The following is an 18,020-nucleotide window of genomic DNA, read 5'->3' as shown; positions in this document are numbered from 1 at the left end:
TGCATCTGGTGAGCACGGAGTGTCGAGTCCACACCGGCCCGGTCAGTCGTATCAGCCGTAGAGGTGCCGGCCCGGAACGGCGTGCGGATCGGCACGGACCTCGGCCGGATTCGTCTCCGGCAGGAACCACGCGCTGGCGAAGGTGATCAGCCCCATGGCCATGATGTAGGCGGCGACCGGGACCGTGCTGCCGGCCTCCGCGATGAGCGCCGTCATGAGGAACGGCGTGCCGCCGCTGACGATGATCGCCGAGAGCTGGTACGCCAGCGACGCGCCCGAGTAGCGGACCGCGGGTTCGAAGAGCTCGCCCAGGTAGCTCGCGATCGGACCGTAGGTGAGGCACTGGAACACGAAGCCCACCGTCACCGCGACGAAGATCAGCGGCAGGGACGCGGTGTCCACGAGCCGGAAGTACGGGAAGGCCCACACGGCGACCCCCATGCCACCGACCAGGATCAGCGGCCGGCGACCCATCCTGTCCGACAGATGGCCGGACCAGGGGAGCGTCACGAGCATCGCCACGGAACTCGCCAGCACGACCGCGAGCAGGGGGTCGCGGTCGAGCCCGAGAGAGTCGGTGCCGTAGCTCAGGAGTCCGGAGATGCTGACGTAGAACAGGCTGTTGGTGGCCGACAGGAGCCCGCAGCCGAGAAGGATCGTGCCCCACCTGTTCCTGATCACCTGGGCCAGCGGCGCCCGGACCACCGTGCTCTGTGGCCGCGACGACTGCCGCCGCAGCTCATGGAACTCCGGTGTGTCCTCCACCCTGGTCTGGACGTAGAGGACGACCACGAACATCACGACGCTGACCAGGAACGGGATGCGCCAGCCCCAGCTGAGGAAGGCGTCCTCCGGCATCAGGCCGCTGGCGGCCACGAAGATCAGGTTCGAGACGATCACGGCGACCGGGACGCTGGTCTGTCCGAACGTCCCGGCGAAGCCGCGCCGTTTGGGACCGGCGGACTCGGTGAGGAGCAGCATGATGCCGCCCCACTGACCGCCGGCCGCGAGCCCTTGTATGAAGCGCAGTACGACCAGCAGCGTCGGTGCCAGCGCGCCGACGGCCGCCGCGCTCGGCAGGCAGCCGATCAAGAAGGTCGCGGCCCCCATCAGTGCCAGACAGGTGACCACGACCGGTTTGCGCCCGTACCTGTCACCGAAGTGTCCGGCGAGCACCCCACCGATCGGACGCGCCACGAAGCCCGCCCAGAACGTGCTGAAGGCGAGGAGCGTCCCCGCCAGCACCGAGGAGTCCGGAAAGAACACACGGGGGAAGACCAGCGCGGCCGCGGTGCCGTAGAGGAAGAAGTCGTACCACTCCATCGAACTCGCCACGAGCCCCGCGGCCAGCAGCTTGCGGGAGGCTCGACGCGGAGCCGCGGGCGAACCGGTCTCGGCGCGCTCGGACTGTCCTTCGGGTTGGGCGAGCGGAGCTGCCATACGTGCCGCCTTCGTCGATGACGCAGGAAGGTGATGACGGTGACATTAAGGCGCCGTTAGTCTGTGGTTGAGGTGTGCAACACCCACACCTCGCGCCGAGGCGGTGGGTCTTTCTCCCACCCCGTGCGGAGGGGATGGCACTGTGGTCGGCGACCCGGAGAGCGGCACGGAGTCGTACTCCCTCGTACGCCGGCAGCGCGAACTGGCGTCGCTGTACGCCACGGCCAAGTCCCTCACCGCGCTGCGCGAACTCGACGAGGTGCTGCAGTCGATCGTCCACCACGCCCACGATCTGATCAGCACGGACTTCACCTACCTCTCGCTGGTCGGGGCGGACGGCAGACTGTCGGCCAAGGCGTCGGAGGGCACGATCTCCGCCTCGTTCCTCGCGGCGTGCATACCGGTCGGCGTGGGGCTCGGCGGCAAGGTGCTGGCCTCCCGCAGCCCGCACTGGGTCCGTAACTACGCCGCCACGACACACATCGACCACGATCCGAACTTCGACCGCCTCGTCGACACCGAGAAACTCGTCGCGCTTCTCGGCGTACCGCTGGTCATCCGGGGTGAGGCGGTGGGAGCCCTGTTCGCCGGGGACCGCTCCGAACGCTCCTTCCAGGCGGACGAGATCGCGCTGCTGAGCGCGTTCGCCGATCACGCCGCTGTCGCCCTCGACAACGCCCGCCTCTACGAGGCAAGCCGGACCGCCCTGCACGAACTGCAGGGCGCGTACCGCAAGATCGAGGAACACATGGCCGTCGTCCAGCGGGCGCAGGCGATCCACGAATCCCTGACCGGTGTCGTGCTGGCCGGCGGGACACCGGACGACGTCGCGCAACTGCTCGCCGACCAGCTGGGCGGAAGCGTCACGCTCCTCGACAGGACCGGTGCCCCTCTCGTCGTACGCCGGGACATGACGGCACGTCAATGCCGGACCCCGTCGGAGAACGACCTGGCCGATGCCGTCAAGGACGCACGACGCTCCGGCCGTTGTACGACCCTGGTCGACGCCGCCGGGACGGCCCTCAGCGTGGCCTCCGTCCAGGCAGGCGACAACTACCTCGGCGCGCTGGCGTGGAGCCGGGACGACGTCGCCGACCGCGGCGCCCCCGACGACACGGACCTGCGGACCCTCGAACGCGCCACCCACATCCTGGGGTTGCTCATCCTCAAGGAGCGGGCCGTCGCCGAGGCCAGTGAGCGGCTGAGCGGAGAGCTCCTGACCGAGCTCATGGTCGGCAGTCCCGGCATCAGTCCTGCCCAGCAGGCCCGCACCCGGGCCCGCAACATCGACGCCGACCGGCTGGATCTGGTGCTCGTCGCGGATTCGCCCACGTCGTCGTCGACCGACCTCGCGCGCCATCTGCACGACATCGCCCGGGATTGCTCCGGCCTGGCCGGCGAACATCTGGGCAGGGCGACGATGCTCCTCCACAGTGACGACGACGACCGGACCGTGGAGGAGGCCCACCACCGACTGCGCCGCACGCTGGGTGACCCCGTCGTCGTCGTGGGAGAACGAGTGGTCAACCACGACTGGTCACGTGCCTTCTGCCTGGCCAGTCGTTGCGGCACCGTGATGAGGGCGATCGGACACACCGACCTGGGCGCCATGACGGGCCGGTACGCCCTCTACGCCATGGTCTTCGACACCGAACGGGTCCGTGAGCTCGACCGGTTCATCACCGACTCCATAGGCCCGCTCCTCGCGTACGACCGGCGACGCGGCACCGATCTCGTCGGCACCCTCAGTGCCTACTACGCCCACCACTCCAACGTCGCGGCGACCGCACGGGCGTTGTACGTGCACGTCAACACGCTGCTCAAGCGGCTCGACCGGGCCAGCACCGTGCTCGGTCTGAACTGGCGCCACGAGCACGACCTGGAACTGCAGCTCGGACTTCGCCTGCACCAGCTGAGAGCCGTCGCGACCACCCCGTCGTGAACGACCACGTCTGCCGCAGGCGGTTCCGCCGGCGGAGGCCCGGGCCGGGGACGCGACGCCGGCCTGTGCGCCGGCTGCTCAGGAACTGCGTTCAACAGCGGCGTTCAGGTGCTGTCTTCAGGTGCTGCGTACCGAGTCCCGCAGGGCGCTCTTCGAGAGCTTGCCGGTGCCCGTCCTGGGCAACGTCGCCATGAAGACGACCTCGTCGGGCAGCCACCACCTGGCGACCATCGGCGTGATGTGCCGCACGAGTTCCTCGGCGGTGACGGCGCTGCCGTCGCGCAGGACGACGTAGGCGACGGGACGCTCCGCCCATCGCGGGTCCGGGCGGCCGATCACGGCGACCTCGACGACGTCGGGGTGCGAGGCGATGACGGCCTCGAGTTCGACCGAGGAGATCCATTCGCCTCCGGACTTGATCAGGTCCTTCATCCGGTCCACCAGCCGCAGGTAGCCGTCGCCGTCGAGGGTGGCCAGGTCGCCGGTGCGCAGCCAGCCGTCGTCGGTGAAGCTGTCGTCGGCGTCCACCCGGAAGTAGCCGCCCGCCACCCACGGCCCCGCCACCTGGAGTTCACCGACGGCACTGCCGTCGCGGGGCAACTCCCGGCCCGTCTCGACATCGACGGTCCGCAGGTTGACGAGCGGCAGGGGCTGGCCCTGGGCGGCCCGCACGGCCACTCGCTCCAGCGCGGTCGCTTCCCGGTGCTGGGTGCGCGTACCACCGATGACTCCGACGGGACTGACCTCCGTCATCCCCCACGAATGGGTGATGGGCACGCCGAGGGCGGCGCGATAGGTCTCGGACAGTGCGGGGGGAACGGCGGAACCGCCGCCCAGCAGGAACCGCACGGCGCTCAGGTCATGCCTCCGCAGCTCCGGAACAAGACTCGTCCACACCGTGGGAACGGCACCGGCGACGGTCACCCGCTCGGCCTCCATCAACCGCGACAGGTGAGCCGGCTCCGCGGAGGAGCCGGGCAGGACCAAAGACGCGCCCGCCATCAGCGCGCCGTAGGGAAGGCCCCAGGCGTTGGCATGGAAGAAGGGCACGATCGGCATCACGACGTCGCTCTCAGCGAGCCCGATGAGGCCGGCCGCGAGCGTCCCCAGACAGTGCAGGACCGTCGACCGATGGCTGTAGAGCACACCCTTGGGCGGTCCGGTCGTCCCGGAGGTGTAGCAGAGGCCGGAGGCCAGGTTCTCGTCCGCGAGCGCGAACGTGTCCTCGAACGAGCCCGTGAACGGAACGGCACCGGCGATCAGTTCGTCGTAGCCGAGGATGCGGGGGTCCGCCGGGAGCGCCGTGTCGCTGCCGTCGGGCAGCACCACCCAGTGCCGTACCCGCGACAGCCGGTCGACGCTCGGCCAGATCCGTGCGAGCAGCCCACGGTCGACGAACACCACGTCGTCCTCGGCGTGGTCGACGATGTATTCGAGGTGGTCGGCGGAGAGCCGGATGTTGATCGTGTGCAGCACCCGCTTGGTGGCGGGCACCGCGAGATAGATCTCCAGGTGGCGTCGGCTGTTGCTCGCGAACGTGGCGACCCGGGCGCCGGACGGGACCTTCAGGGAGTCCAGCACGGTGGCGAGGCGCCGGGCGTGAGCGATGACGTCGGCGTACGTGAGCCGCTCGACGCCGGCGGTCGCGACCTGCTTGTGCGCGAAGAGTGCCTCGGCGCGTTCCAGGATGTGCGCGATGGTGAGCGGCCTCGGCTGCATCAGCCCGTACATGGCGTCGGCTGCCCCTGCTGCCCCTGTCGGCTCGGTCGCCCTCAGCACCGGGAGCCGCCCGCGACGCAGCGGGTCCGGCCGCCGTCGGTGACTCCGGCGTCCACGACCGGCTCCCTCCCGGCTGCGGTGACGATCGCCGTGCGCAACTGATCAGCCATGAGTCTCCTCTTCCGGCCGGGTGACGGGTTCGCCCCGTACGGTCACCCTAGGTGCGGTTCGGGACCCAGGAGAGGTGGGAACCACCCACTGCCTCGCCCCCCTTGGCGGCGTTTCTCACACCGGTCCGCTCCCGGACCCGGGTGGAGACGTGAGCTGTTTCTCAGGAACGCCCCGTTCCTGCCACCTGTCCGTAGGCCGACGCCGGTTCCAGTGAGCCACGTCACCCGGAATCGGTGCTGCTGGTCCTGCGCGGGGAGGGCTGACACCTGTCTCGTCCGTGCTCCGAGGCCGGGACGACGCAACGATACGGAGATCGCTCGTGAACCGCACCGGATCGGAGGCCGCCCTGCACGAAGGCGGAGCAGTCGCCGACTGCCACGCCACCTGGCCACGGCAACGCCACCTGACCACCGCCACGCCACCCGGCTGGCTTTTCCCGGCTGTCTGCGCGGCTGCGGGGGAGAAGCGGGCACAGAAGGCTACGTTCCGGGCATGATTCGACGTTCTTCTGTCGCCAAGGCCGCCGTCGGCAGGCTGCGCGTCGCCGTTCTGGCGGCCGCCTTCGCACTGCTGGCGTTCACCGTGACGCCCGCCGCGGGAACCCCGGCGCCCGTGGAGAAGCTGTACGGCAGCGCTGTCCGGGAGATGCCGACCGCACAGCGGGTGATGGCGCTGACCTTCAACGCGGCCTGGGACGAGGCGGGTCTCGACAGGGTCCTGGAAGTCCTGCGGCAGCAGCGCGCACCCGCCACGTTCTTCCTCACCGGGCACTTCGCCGAGCGGCACCCCGCTGCCGTCCGGGCGATCACAGCGGCCGGTCACGGCATCGGCAACCACTCCCACAGCCACCCGCCCTTCGGCCGACTGACCAGCTCCGAGCGCGCGCGGGAGGTCACCCTCGCCGACGAGGCCATCCGCCGCGCCACCGGCACCCGGCCCCTGCCGTTCTTCCGGTTCCCGTACGGCGCCACCACTCCGCAGCAGATCGCCGAGGTGAACGCCCTCGGACACGCCGACATCGAGTGGACCACCGACACCAACGGCTACAAGGGCACCGCGTCCGGTATGACCGTCCAGAAGGCCGTCACACGTGCCCTGGACGCTCTGAAGCCGGGCGCGATCCTCCAGATGCACGTCGGCTCCCTCGACGGCCACGGTCCGGTCCTCGACGCCCAGGCACTGCCGCAGATCATCGACGCGATCCGCACCCGCGGCTACGACATCACGGACCTGCGCACCCTGCTCACCTCCCCCTCCGGCGTCAGCCGGGCCGGTGGGGCCCGCGTCGGCCCGTAGTGCGCAGGCACCAGGACACACCGGCGGCCGGTCCGCCCGCACCAGGGGAAGACAGCGGCGACGGACGATGCCCGGCAGGGCGCCGGAAGGAAGTGTGGGAGGCGCGCGAAACCCGCGCAATCCCCTTTCCGCAACGCTGTCTGGAGTGATCAACAAGTGGCGACTTCTCTTTACCGGATCGGGCGGTGGGCCTTCCGGCAGCGCCGGCTCGTGAGCGCGGTCTGGCTGGGCGTCCTGGTACTGGTCGGGGTCGCCGCCGCCCTGGCACCGGCCGGGCAGGAAGAGGACCTGTCCATGCCCGGCACCGAGTCGCAGAAGGCGTTCGACCTGCTGGACGAGCGGTTCCCGCAGAGCAACTCCCAGGGTGCGGAGGCCCGCCTGGTGTTCCGGGCCCCGGACGGACAGCGGGTGACGGCCGCCGAGAACAGGGCGGCCGTCGAGGACACGCTCGGCTCGCTGGACGGGGGCCGGCAGGTCGCGTCGGTCACCGACCCCTACGAGACCGTCGCCGTCAGCGAGGACGGCACCATCGCCTACTCCACGGTCACCTACTCCGCGGACGCCGTCGACCTGACCGGCGCGACGAAGAGCGCCCTCGAGGACGCCGCGAACCAGGCCCGGGACGCGGGCCTGACGGTGGAGATCGGCGGTTCGGCCCTGGACTCGGAAGAGGAACCGGGCGGTACGACGGAGATCATCGGCTGGTGGTGGCGGCCGTGGTGCTGGTCCTCACCCTCGGGTCGCTGGTCGCGGCCGGACTCTCGCTGCTGACCGCCTTCCTGGGCGTGGCCATCGCCTTCGGCCTGGTCTCCGCCCTGGCCGCTCCGCTGGGCCTGACGTCCACCGTCGCCATCCTGGCGCTGATGCTGGGCCTGGCGGTCGGCATCGACTACGCGCTCTTCATCATCTCCCGCTTCCGCGACGAACGCGCCCGGGGCAGCGAGCCGGAGGAGGCGGCCGGCCTGGCGGTCGGCACGGCCGGCTCAGCCGTCGTCTTCGCCGGCGCGACCGTCTTCATCGCGCTGGCGGGCCTGGGGGTCGTGGGGATCCCCGAACTCACCAAGATGGGCCTGGGCGGTGCCGGCGCCGTGGCCCTCGCCGTACTCGTCGCACTGACCCTGGTGCCCGCGCTGTTCGGCTTCTTCGGCCGGCGCATGCTGTCCCGCGCCGCCCGCAAAGCCGTGCGGCGGAGCGCCGGGAGCCCGCACCCGGTGCCCGACGCGGCCGGCCGGTCCGGCCTCGGCACCCGCTGGGCGCGGTTCGTGCTGCGCAGGCCGCTGGCCGTGCTGATGATCGCCGGACTCGGTCTCGGCGCCGTCGCCGTACCGGCGCTGAGCCTCGAACTCGGGCTGCCCGGAGACGAGTCCAAGCCGGTGGAGACCACCCAGCGCCGTGCCTACGACCTGCTGTCGGAAGGCTTCGGCCCCGGCTTCAACGGTCCCCTGACCGTGGTGGTGGACACCTCGGAGTCCTCTGACACGCAGGCCACCACGGACTCGGTCGTCAGGACCGTACGCGCGGTGGAGGGGGTCGCGTCGGTCGGTGAACCGGTGCTCGACAGGGCCGGGGACACGGCCGTCCTCACCGCCGTCCCGCGGACCGCGCCGAACAGCGGCGAGACCAAGGACCTGGTGCACGCGATCCGGAGCGCGGTGGCCGACGTCGAGGCCGACACGGGCGCCGGCATCCTGGTGACCGGCACGACCGCGCTGAACATCGACATCTCCGAAGCCATGTCCGACGCCCTCCTTCCCTATCTGACCGTCGTCATCGGCCTGGCGGTGCTCCTGCTGACGGTGGTCTTCCGGTCGATCCTGGTCCCGGTCAAGGCCGCGCTCGGCTTCCTCCTGTCGGTGGGTGCCGCCTTCGGTGTCCTCGTCGCCGTCTTCCAGTGGGGCTGGGCGGCGGACCTGATCGGCATCGAGCAGACCGGACCCGTCATGTCGCTGATGCCGATCCTCGTCATCGGCATAGTGTTCGGCCTCGCCATGGACTACGAGGTCTTCCTCCTCACCCGGATGCGGGAGGCGTACGTTCACGGCGCGTCCCCCGGCGAAGCCGTCGTCAACGGCTTCCGGCACAGCGGACGTGTGGTGGCCGCGGCGGCGATCATCATGATCAGCGTGTTCGCCGGATTCATCGGGATGAACAACCCGACCATCCAGACGATGGGTGTCGGCCTGGCCGCCGCCGTCGCCTTCGACGCCTTCGTCGTCCGGATGGCGATCGCGCCCGCGGTCCTGGCGCTGCTCGGCCACCGGGCCTGGTGGCTGCCTCGTATCCTGGACCGTGTGCTGCCGAACGTGGACATCGAGGGCGAGGCACTGAGCAGGCATGCCCCGGGCCTCGCGACCGTACCGGCAGCGGCGGCGCCGAGACTGCCGGTCGGCCGGGACTGACGTGGCCATGGGAGTGAGTGGCGGCGACCGGACGGCCACGGGTGCCGGGGGCATGACGAGCACGCGCGGCGCGGGCGCGACGAGTGCGGGTGGCGGAGGCGCGACGTGCAGGGGCGACGGTGGCCTGACGTGAGGCACACGGGTGGCGGTGCCCGGCGATCACGCGGCACGTGGTGGCGGGAGGCGGCGATCACGATGACGGCGTTCGCGCTCTGTCTGCTCAGCGGCATGCTGCACGATGGCAGCACCCTGTCAGCGCCGCCTGCCGCCGCCTACTTCCTCGCCGTGGTGTCCTGTGCCGTGCTGCCGGTGCGGCACCGGGCGCCCCTGACCGCCATGGCGGTCACGACCGCGAGTGGCGTGCTGGCGCCGTCCTTGGACCTCCTGCTGAGCCCGCTCATCGTGGCCCCCGCCGTGATCACCGCCTACTCCTACTCGCTCGCCGCGCGCACCGAACGGCGCGCGGCGTGCGCGGTGTCGGTCATCTCCGCGGCGCTGTTTGTCGCCTCCACCCCCTTGTTCGGGGCCCTCTCGGGGCAGGACGCGATCAGGGTGGGGGCGGTGGCGGCGTTCCCGCTGGTGGCCGGCGTACTCGGTCGTGCGGTACACAACCGACGGGCCTACCTGGCGGCCGTGGAGGAGCGGGCCCGGCGGGCCGAAGAGAGCAGGGACAGGGAGGCGCGCCGGAGAGTGGCCGAGGAACGGGTGCGCATCGCCCGGGAACTGCACGACCTGGTGGCCCATCAGATCACCCTGGCCAACGCGCAGGCCACGGTTGCCGCGCACCTCTTCGACACCCGCCCGGAGCAGACCCGCAAGAGCCTCCAGGAGCTCGTCGCGACCACCAGCGACGCGCTCGACGATCTGCGGGCCACGGTCGGTCTGCTGCGTCAGTCCGGGGACGGGGCCGAGCCCGCCGAACCGGCGCCCGGGCTGTCCCGGCTGCCCACGCTCCTGGAGTCCTTCCGGCGCGCGGGTCTGGAGGTGTCGGTGCACGAGGAGGGTACGGCCAGGCCGCTGCCGCCGGGAGTGGACCTCACCGCCTACCGCATCGTCCAGGAAGCCCTGACCAACGTGACCAAGCACGCCGGTACCGGTGACGCCCGGGTGCACCTCGCCTGGCACCGCGACCACGTGGCCCTCACCGTCACCGACGACGGGGGAGGCGCCCGCACAGCGCGTGACGCCCCTGCGGGCGGGGCCGAGTCCACGGGCCCGACCACGCCCGTGAGTTCGGGCACGCCCATGGGATCGGATACGTCCATGGGATCGGCTACGTCCATGCTGTCGGACCGGCCGCCCGGTTACGGTCTGATCGGGATGCGGGAACGTGCCACCGCGGTCGGGGGACACCTCACCGCAGGCAGGCGCCCGGAGGGTGGCTTCCTCGTCTCCACCCGGCTGCCCCTCCCGCCCGCCAAGAACACGGCAGGCAGCACCGACCGGGCACCGACCAGCGAGGGGCGCATGGCTGACCGAGCGACAGGCGACACGCGGACGTCCGGCACGCGGGCAGACGAAGCGTGGGCGGACGACACGCTGTCGGGGGACACGCAGTCGGACGGCACGCGCTCGGGCGACGCATGGACGGGTGACGTCGAGGCCGGTGACACGCCGTGACACTCCGCGTGCTCCTCGCCGACGATCAGGCCCTGCTGCGCGGTGCCTTCCGGATACTGCTCGACACCGCCGACGACATCACCGTGGTCGGCGAGGCCGCAGACGGCAGGGAGGCGGTGAGACTCACCCGCGAACTGCGCCCGGACGTGGTGGTCATGGACATCCGCATGCCCGAGATGGACGGTCTCACCGCCACGTCGGAGATCTGCGCGGACCCGGAACTGCGTGACAGCCGCATCCTGATCCTCACCACGTACGAGACCGACGAGTACGTCGCTCAGGCGCTGCGCGCGGGGGCCGGCGGCTTCATCGGCAAGGGCATCGGGGCCGAGGACCTGCTGGACGCCGTGCGGACGATCGCCGAGGGCGACACCCTGCTGTCTCCCGCCGCCACCCGTTCCCTGGTCGCCCGTTTCCTGGCCACGCCGGACGACGCCCCGCCGCACCACCCCGAACGACTCGCCGTGCTCACCCCGCGCGAACGCGAGATGGTGGCTCTGGTCGCGACCGGCCTGTCCAACCAGGAGATCGCGGAGCGGATGTTCCTCAGCCCCTTCACCGTCCGCGCTCATGTGCAGCGCGCCATGACGAAGCTGGAAGCCCGCGACCGGGCGCAACTGGTCGTCATCGCCTACCGGACGGGCCTGGCGCACGCCATCCCCGACGGCGGCAACGACCGCCCGTCGTAGTCGGCTACGCACACAGGTCGTGCTGGAAGTGAGGACGGCCGAGGCCCGTCACTTCGCATCCCGGTCCGGGAGGGGAGAGTAGCGGGTGGGCCCCGGTGTCCGTCCCTCGGGCGGGTATTCGCAGTCGAGGCTGGAGACCTCGTAGTCGTCGCCCTCATTCTCCTCCTTGTCGACGATCACGGCCGCGGTGCAGACGCGGCCGTGCTCGTCGGTGAACGTGACGATCTCGCTGGTATCCGTCGGGGTGCTGCATCCCGCGAGCAGGAGTGCCACCGCCCCCGCGGCAGCCGCCACGCCGATCCCCCGTGAACGCTTCATTCTCGTCCTCCATGTCCGTCTCGCCGTCCAACTCGCTTGCCGCCCGGGACCGTTGCTGTCGACGACGGTCACGCAGGGGCACACCCCCTCAGGATGTGCCCGCGAGGGCAACGAAGGGCAGCCCTCAGCCGACATCCGGATGAACCCGAACTCCGTACGAACCGCTCTCCGTTCGCGCCGACGCTCAGGCCGGCGTGCCAGTGGCGGGGGAGGGGCCCGCACTCGGTACGGGCGTCACGGCAGGGCCCGCTGCAAGAAGTGCCTCGACGCCTTGCAGGAAGGTCTCACAGACCAGGTGCGGGTCGAAAAGGCAGCCGGCGGCCATGGCCCCGTCCCGGAGCATGACGAGATGCCGGCCGGCCGCGTCGGCCGGCGCGTGGCCGGCATCGGCCAGCAACTCGGTCACGGTGTCCAGGAACCAAGCGCGGTGGGCCAGTACGGCTCGGTGGATCGGGTGGGCCGGGTCGGGATACTCGGCCACCGCGTTGAGGAAGGCGCAGCCGCGGAACCCGGGGGACCGGATGCCTTCGGCGATGGACCGGCTGACGGCCCGGATCCGGTCGCCTGCCGACTCCTCGCTCGCCTGCGCGGCGGCGACCTGGGCCCGGATCGCCCGGTCGGCCTGATCGAGATAGGCGAGGACGAGCTCCTCCTTGCCGGTGAAGTGCCGGTACAGCGTCGCCCGGGTCACCTGCGCCTCCGCGATGATCCGGTCGACGCCGACGGAGTGGATTCCCTCCGCGTAGAAGATCCTCGTCGCCGTGTTGAGCAGCCTGCTTCGCGCCTCGGACGTGCCGCCGCCTTCTGTACCCCGACTCATGAGGCCGAGACTACCAAACTCGTGAGGGAGAACGTTCGGTCTTGACAGGGGGGACGGCGGGCCCCTTCAATGCTCCTGAGACCGAACAAGACCGAACGTTCTCCCTCGGACCCTCGAACCCTCGCACGTCGGTGCTGCCCCGTGTCGGCATGTCGGCATCTGATCGACGAGCGGGGCCGCGGGCTCACGCGCCTCACCTGAGGCAGGAAACGTCAAGGAAAGGCATCCGCCATGGAAACCCTGGCCCGCACCACCCCCACCGAGGCCCCCTGACCTTGCGCAAGCTGTACATGCTGCGCTTCGCGTTCGCCGCCGTCTGGGCCGCCCTGCTGTTCACGACCGCGGACACGCTGGGCCCGCTGAGCGTGACGCTCCTGGTGGTCTACCCCCTGTTCGACATGGCGTGCGCGGTCGTCGATCTGCGGTCCGCCCAGGCGGGGAAGGGCCCTGTGCGGGGCCTGTACGCGAACATCGCGCTGAGCACTCTCACCGGCATCGGCCTGGCCGTCGCCGCCACCTCCGGTATCCCGGCGGTCCTGCGGGTCTGGGGCCTGTGGGCCGTCACCGCGGGCCTGGTCCAGCTCGTCGTCGGCGTCGTCCGGCGTCACCTGGGCGGCCAGTGGGCGATGATCGCCAGCGGCGCCATCTCCACCTTCGCCGGCGCGTCGTTCTTCGCGCAGGCGGGCGCGGACGACGCCTCCCTGAAGAATCTCGCCGGCTACGCCTTCCTCGGGGGCGTCTTCTTCCTCGTCTCCGCACTCCGCCTGAAGCGCACCGGCCGGTAGGCACGACCTGTCGGCCACCCCGCTTCCCCCGGCACTCGACGGGCCGGCCCGGAAGCGGAGGAGGACAACGCCCCGGGGCCCGGACAGCTCAGAAGAGCGCAGGGCGCTCAGGCCCCCGGTGCGAAGGCCGCACACGGGCCTGAGCGCCGAAGCCGTCCTCCAGCCGCTCTCCTCCGGTCCGCCGTCGTCAGCCCGGCACTCGCCGCGCGCCGCGATCCGGGCGACCCGACGCCGCACGGACCGACCTGGCCTGTCGTACGAGGGACGTGGCGGCCTTCTCCCACCCGGGATGGGCGAAGGAGAATCCGGCCGCGCGCAGCCGACCCGGCACCACCCGGCGGCTCTTGAGCAGCAGCTCCGTGTCCGAACGCAGCGCGAACGCTCCCAGCTCGGCCATCCAGCGCGTCGCCGGAAGTCCCACGGGGACGCGCCAGGCCGTGCGTAGTGCCCGCATGAAGTCGCGGTGCGGAAGAGGGGCGGGCGAGGCGAGGTTCACCGGACCGTCGAGGTCGTCCCGGGCGATCAGGAACTCCACCGCCCGTACGAAGTCCTCGTGATGAATCCAGGAGACGTACTGCGCGCCGCCCGCCACCGGACCGCCCAGCCCCAGTCGCGCGAGGCGTGACAGGACGTCGAACACACCGCCCCGGTCCGGGCTCATCACCATGGCCGACCGCAGCGCCACCCTGCGGGTCGCGGGAGTCGGCGCGTCGGCCTGCGCCCGTTCCCAGTTCCTGGCGATGTCGACGCTGTACGCCCAGTAGTCCGGCACCCCGGCCTCCGAGCCGCCGATCACCCCGGTCGCCTCGTCGTGTGCCGCGTCGAAGCCGTGGGCGTACACCGTCGCCGTACTCATCTGCAGCCAGACGCGCGGTGGCCGCGCGGCGGTGGCGATGGCTTCGCCGACCACCCGTGCGGAATCCACCCGGGAGTCCATCATCGCCCGCAGGTTCTCGGAGGTGTAGCGGCACGAAACGCTGCGCCCGGCCAGGTTGATCACGACATCGCAGCCGTCGACCGCCTCGGCCCAGGGGCCGAGCGTGGCGCCGTCCCATGCGACCTCGTGCGCCCGCACGGGGCGGCGGGTCAGCACCGTGACCTCGTGGCCCGCCGCTGTCAGCGCACGGTCGAGAATCGCGCCCACCTGTCCGGTGCCCCCGGGCAGCACTACCTTCATCGAACCCCCTCGGCTTCGTCCGGCACCAGCGTAACCCCTCTTTTTGAACGCGTTCAAGTAATGGGTTCGACGAGAGACGTGGCGGTCCAGATCCAGCGCGACCGGGACGGATCCCGTTTCACCCGTGGTGGGTGAGGTGTCGCCCGTCCCACCCGCGAACGCTTGATGGGGACGGGACACCGACGCGAGCCCGCCCGATGTGCCGTAGGTCCATGCGCCAGACCGAGCAGGGAGATGTTGTGAACCGATACCCCCCGATCGCGGAACACGGCATGGTCGGCGACCTCCAGACCGCCGCCCTGGTGTCGTCGGCCGGAACCATCGACTGGTGGTGCACCCCGCGCTTCGACTCGCCCAGCGTCTTCGCCTCGCTCCTGGACAGCGAACGCGGGGGCCACTGCCGACTCGCCGCGGACTCCCCGGACGGCGACGGCATGACCGTACGGCAGTTGTATCTGTCCGACACGGCCGTTCTGGTCACCCGGTTCATGGCCCCCGGCGGAGTGGGCGAGGTGGCCGACTTCATGGTGCCCGTCGACTCCCCGGACCCGACGGACACACACCGCCTGGTGCGGGTGGCACGGGTCGTCCGGGGCGCTCTGCCGTTCACGCTCACCTGCCGGCCGCGTTTCGACTACGGCCGCGCCTCGCACGAACTCTCGCAGACCGACGCCCACTCCGTGCTCTTCCGCGGTCCGGGGACGGACCTGCATCTGCAGTCCACCACCGGCGTCGCGCTCCTCCCGGCCGGCGACGACATCACCGCCCACTTCACCCTGTCGGCAGGCCAGGCGGCCGCAGTCGTGCTGACCAGCACGGCGAGCGGCGATCCCGCCCCACCCCGCCCCTCCCTGACACAGGTCGCCGACACACTGGAGACCTGCCGCACCTTCTGGCAGTCCTGGCTGCGTTCGTGCACCTACCGGGGCCGCTGGCAGGACGTCGTGAACCGCTCGGCGATCACGCTCAAGCTGCTCACGTACGCCCCCAGCGGCGCGCCCATCGCCGCGGCGACCATGGGGCTGCCCGAGCAGATCGGCGGCGAACGCAACTGGGACTACCGCTACACCTGGGTCCGTGACGCCTCGCTGTCCGTCAGGGCGCTGACCGATCTGGGCTTCCACGAGGAGGCCCACGCCTTCCGCCGCTGGCTGCGCGAACGCATCGAGAACAAGGCCACGGCGTCGGCGGACCCCCTGCAGATCATGTACAGGATCGACGGTGACCCCCACCTGACCGAAGAGACCCTCGACCATCTGGAGGGCTACCTGGGATCCCGTCCGGTGCGGGCGGGCAACGCCGCCGCCGACCAACTGCAGCTCGACATCTACGGCGAGGCGTCGGACGCGCTCGTGGTGGGCGGTGACATCGGTGCCATCCGCGGCTGGAAGGCGCTGAGCGACGTCCTGGACTGGCTCGCCGACCACTGGGACCAGCCCGACGAGGGCATCTGGGAGACCCGCGGCGGCCGCCAGAACTTCACCTACAGCCGGCTGATGACCTGGGTGGCGTTCGACCGGGGCGTACGCGCGGCCACGGAGTTCTCCCGCCCCGCCGACACCGCCCGCTGGACCGCCGCGCGGGACGCGGTCTTCCGGCAGATCGTGGAGCGCGGCTGGCACGACGAGCGGCGGGCGTTCGTGCAGCACTACGACACCGACGTCCTGGACGCCTCGCTGCTGCTCATGTCCCGGGTCGGCTTCGTGTCGCCGCACGACCCGGACTGGCTCAGCACTCTGGACGCCATGGGCGAGGAACTGGTCACCGACAGCCTCGTCCACCGCTACGACCCGAACGCCTCCCCCGACGGACTGCGCGGCTCCGAGGGCACCTTCAACCTGTGCAGCTTCTTCTACGTCGAGGCGCTGGCCCGCAGCGGCAGGCTCGACCAGGCCCGCCACGCCTTCGACAAGATGCTCACCTACGCCAACCACGTCGGCCTCTTCGCCGAGGAGATCGGCCCCTCCGGCGAACAACTGGGGAACTTCCCCCAGGCATTCACCCACCTCGCGCTGGTCACCGCGGCCATGGCACTCGACGAAGAACTGGAGAACCAGCGGAGCGTACCGCGGTACGGGGACCATCACGGGCAGCCGGCGATCCGTGGCCTCACCGCGCCGGACGAGGCCGGGCCCGAGGCCACGCACGGGGGCGACACCGGTGGTTGACGCGGCGGCTGCCGGGTCGTCACGGCCGACGCCGACGGGGCAGGGAAGCACGCTCGCCGCCCTCGGCCTGGCACAGTTCGTCTGCAGTTTCGCGGGCTCCAACATGAACGTGATGATCAACGACATCAGCGAGGACCTGGACACCACCGTCCAGGGTGTCCAGGTGACGATCACGGCCTTCCTGCTCGTGATGGCCGCGCTGATGATCCCCGCGGGCAAGCTCACCGACCGCTACGGCCGCAAGCGCTGCTTCCTGACCGGCCTCGTCGTCTACGCGACCGGCACGCTGCTGAGCGCGGCGGCGCCGGGGCTCGGTGTCCTGATCCTCGGCAACTCGATCCTCACCGGCATCGGTACCGCACTGCTCATCCCACCCGTCTACATCCTCACCACCCTCCTCCACCCGGACGTCACCTCCCGTGCCCGCGCGTTCGGCGTCGTCATGGCACTGGGCGGTGTCGGAGCCGCCGCGGGCCCACTCATCGGCGGGCTCGTCACCACCGCCGTCAGCTGGCGCGCGGCCTTCGTCTTCCAGGCCCTCGTCATCAGCGTGATCGTCGTCCTGAGCCGGCGTATGGAGGACCCGCTGCCCCCGGACGCGTCCCGCCCCTTCGACACCACCGGCGCCGTTCTCTCAGCCGTCGGCCTCGTCCTCGTGGTCATGGGCATCCTCGCCGCGGACGACGACATCTGGCTCATGATCGCCCTGCTGGCGGCCGGCGCCCTCGTGCTGCGGTGGTTCTTCCGCTCGGCACGGGCCAAGGAGGCGGCCGGCCGGGAGCCGCTGCTGTCCCCGCGCCTCTTCCACCACCGCACCTCGAACCTCGGACTCATCACCCAGAACGTCCAATGGCTGATGCTCCTCGGCACGTCGTTCACCGTGGCGGCCTATCTGCAGGTCGTCCGGGGCTACGACGCCATCCAGACCGGGGTCGTCTTCACGGCGGCCACACTGGGCCTGCTGGCCACGTCCCTGTCCGCCGAGCGTCTGGCCCGCCGGCACACCCAGCGCACGCTCATCATGGCGGGCTTCGCCGCCTCCGTCGCCGGTGTGCTCGTCCTGGTCACCCTGGTCGGAGGATTCTCCAGTGCGTGGGCCTTCGTCCCCGGCCTGCTGCTCGTCGGACTCGGCCTGGGCGTCATGCTGACCCCGTCCGTCAACGTCGTCCAGTCGAGTTTCCCCGAAGGACAACAGGGAGAGATCTCGGGCCTGTCCCGCAGCGTGTCCAACCTCGGCTCGTCCTTCGGCACGGCCATCGCCGGCACCATCCTCGTCGCCGGTCTCGACAAGGGCGCGTACGCCGCCGCGATGATCACGCTGGCGGCCATCGGCGTCGGAGGTCTCGCCGCGGCGGCACTCCTGCCTCGGCAGGACGGGCCCGGGGTGACGCCCCCCTCCCGGACCGCGGCCCCGACGACCCGCCCCTGAGTACCGGTTGCCGCCCCCGCATACCGTGGGCAGGGCTGTCGGGCAGG

At 70.9% G+C, this 18,020-nt stretch carries 11 protein-coding genes and 2 pseudogenes; 8 read left to right on the top strand and 5 right to left on the bottom strand.

What is annotated here, in order from left to right:
• Positions 1 to 51: 51 nt before the first annotated feature.
• Positions 52 to 1,440, bottom strand: coding sequence for an MFS transporter (locus ACFYXC_RS14750; RefSeq protein WP_389551150.1), 1,389 nt, complete (start codon positions 1,438 to 1,440; stop codon positions 52 to 54).
• 142 nt (positions 1,441 to 1,582) lie between these two features.
• On the opposite strand from ACFYXC_RS14750, the gene ACFYXC_RS14745 reads away from it, so the two are divergent.
• Positions 1,583 to 3,382: a helix-turn-helix domain-containing protein gene (locus tag ACFYXC_RS14745; protein WP_389551147.1), complete on the top strand. Its 1,800-nt coding sequence runs from the start codon at positions 1,583 to 1,585 to the stop codon at positions 3,380 to 3,382.
• 117 nt (positions 3,383 to 3,499) lie between these two features.
• On the opposite strand, the gene ACFYXC_RS14740 is transcribed toward ACFYXC_RS14745, so the two are convergent.
• Positions 3,500 to 5,113 carry a long-chain fatty acid--CoA ligase gene (locus tag ACFYXC_RS14740; protein ID WP_389551144.1) on the bottom strand — a complete coding sequence of 538 codons (1,614 nt, stop codon included), beginning with the start codon at positions 5,111 to 5,113 and terminating at the stop codon, positions 3,500 to 3,502.
• Between the two features lie 651 nt (positions 5,114 to 5,764).
• Here ACFYXC_RS14740 and ACFYXC_RS14735 point away from each other — a divergent pair.
• The 4 genes and pseudogenes from ACFYXC_RS14735 to ACFYXC_RS14720 all read left to right on the top strand — a co-directional run bounded on the left by ACFYXC_RS14735 (position 5,765) and on the right by ACFYXC_RS14720 (position 11,276).
• Positions 5,765 to 6,568, top strand: coding sequence for a polysaccharide deacetylase family protein (locus ACFYXC_RS14735; protein WP_389551142.1), 804 nt, complete (start codon positions 5,765 to 5,767; stop codon positions 6,566 to 6,568).
• Between the two features lie 156 nt (positions 6,569 to 6,724).
• Positions 6,725 to 8,967: pseudogene (locus ACFYXC_RS14730) on the top strand (MMPL family transporter).
• 129 nt (positions 8,968 to 9,096) lie between these two features.
• Positions 9,097 to 10,587 carry a sensor histidine kinase gene (locus tag ACFYXC_RS14725; RefSeq protein ID WP_389551139.1) on the top strand — a complete coding sequence of 497 codons (1,491 nt, stop codon included), beginning with the start codon at positions 9,097 to 9,099 and terminating at the stop codon, positions 10,585 to 10,587.
• Positions 10,584 to 11,276 carry a response regulator gene (locus tag ACFYXC_RS14720; protein WP_389551136.1) on the top strand — a complete coding sequence of 231 codons (693 nt, stop codon included), beginning with the start codon at positions 10,584 to 10,586 and terminating at the stop codon, positions 11,274 to 11,276. The genes ACFYXC_RS14725 and ACFYXC_RS14720 overlap by 4 nt, the downstream gene beginning before the upstream one ends.
• Before the next feature lie 48 nt (positions 11,277 to 11,324).
• Here the strand turns inward: ACFYXC_RS14720 and ACFYXC_RS14715 are convergent, their stop codons facing one another.
• Entirely contained in the window at positions 11,325 to 11,594 is a 270-nt protein-coding gene (locus ACFYXC_RS14715; RefSeq protein WP_388907140.1) for a hypothetical protein, read from the bottom strand.
• A gap of 184 nt (positions 11,595 to 11,778) precedes the next feature.
• Positions 11,779 to 12,414: a TetR/AcrR family transcriptional regulator gene (locus ACFYXC_RS14710; RefSeq protein WP_389551133.1), complete on the bottom strand. Its 636-nt coding sequence runs from the start codon at positions 12,412 to 12,414 to the stop codon at positions 11,779 to 11,781.
• A 231-nt stretch (positions 12,415 to 12,645) separates the two neighbouring features.
• Here ACFYXC_RS14710 and ACFYXC_RS14705 point away from each other — a divergent pair.
• A pseudogene (locus ACFYXC_RS14705) lies at positions 12,646 to 13,199 on the top strand (hypothetical protein).
• A gap of 187 nt (positions 13,200 to 13,386) precedes the next feature.
• Here ACFYXC_RS14705 and ACFYXC_RS14700 read toward each other — a convergent pair.
• Positions 13,387 to 14,376, bottom strand: coding sequence for a TIGR01777 family oxidoreductase (locus tag ACFYXC_RS14700; protein WP_389551131.1), 990 nt, complete (start codon positions 14,374 to 14,376; stop codon positions 13,387 to 13,389).
• A gap of 239 nt (positions 14,377 to 14,615) precedes the next feature.
• Between ACFYXC_RS14700 and ACFYXC_RS14695 the strand changes: the two genes are divergently transcribed.
• Together ACFYXC_RS14695 and ACFYXC_RS14690 are read left to right on the top strand one after the other, a co-directional pair.
• The gene (locus tag ACFYXC_RS14695; protein ID WP_389551128.1) at positions 14,616 to 16,544 is read left to right on the top strand and encodes a glycoside hydrolase family 15 protein; all 1,929 of its coding nucleotides are present in this window, start codon (positions 14,616 to 14,618) and stop codon (positions 16,542 to 16,544) included.
• On the top strand, positions 16,480 to 17,973 hold the full coding sequence (locus ACFYXC_RS14690) for an MFS transporter (protein ID WP_389551125.1): 1,494 nt from the start codon (positions 16,480 to 16,482) through the stop codon (positions 17,971 to 17,973). Before ACFYXC_RS14695 ends, ACFYXC_RS14690 begins: the two co-directional genes overlap by 65 nt.
• The last annotated feature ends 47 nt before the right edge of the window (positions 17,974 to 18,020 follow it).

Source organism: Streptomyces sp. NPDC002701 (assembly GCF_042889045.1).
Classification (GTDB): domain Bacteria; phylum Actinomycetota; class Actinomycetes; order Streptomycetales; family Streptomycetaceae; genus Streptomyces.
Note: the sequence above shows the minus strand (reverse complement) of the source record. Positions and strands in the feature narration are given on the sequence as shown.

Coding starts and splice junctions, on each gene's coding strand:
- ACFYXC_RS14750 (WP_389551150.1), bottom strand. CDS start 1,440: ATGGCAGCTCCGCTCGCCCAACCCGAAGGACAGTCCGAGCGCGCCGAG.
- ACFYXC_RS14740 (WP_389551144.1), bottom strand. CDS start 5,113: ATGTACGGGCTGATGCAGCCGAGGCCGCTCACCATCGCGCACATCCTG.
- ACFYXC_RS14735 (WP_389551142.1), top strand. CDS start 5,765: ATGATTCGACGTTCTTCTGTCGCCAAGGCCGCCGTCGGCAGGCTGCGC.
- ACFYXC_RS14715 (WP_388907140.1), bottom strand. CDS start 11,594: ATGAAGCGTTCACGGGGGATCGGCGTGGCGGCTGCCGCGGGGGCGGTG.
- ACFYXC_RS14710 (WP_389551133.1), bottom strand. CDS start 12,414: ATGAGTCGGGGTACAGAAGGCGGCGGCACGTCCGAGGCGCGAAGCAGG.
- ACFYXC_RS14700 (WP_389551131.1), bottom strand. CDS start 14,376: ATGAAGGTAGTGCTGCCCGGGGGCACCGGACAGGTGGGCGCGATTCTC.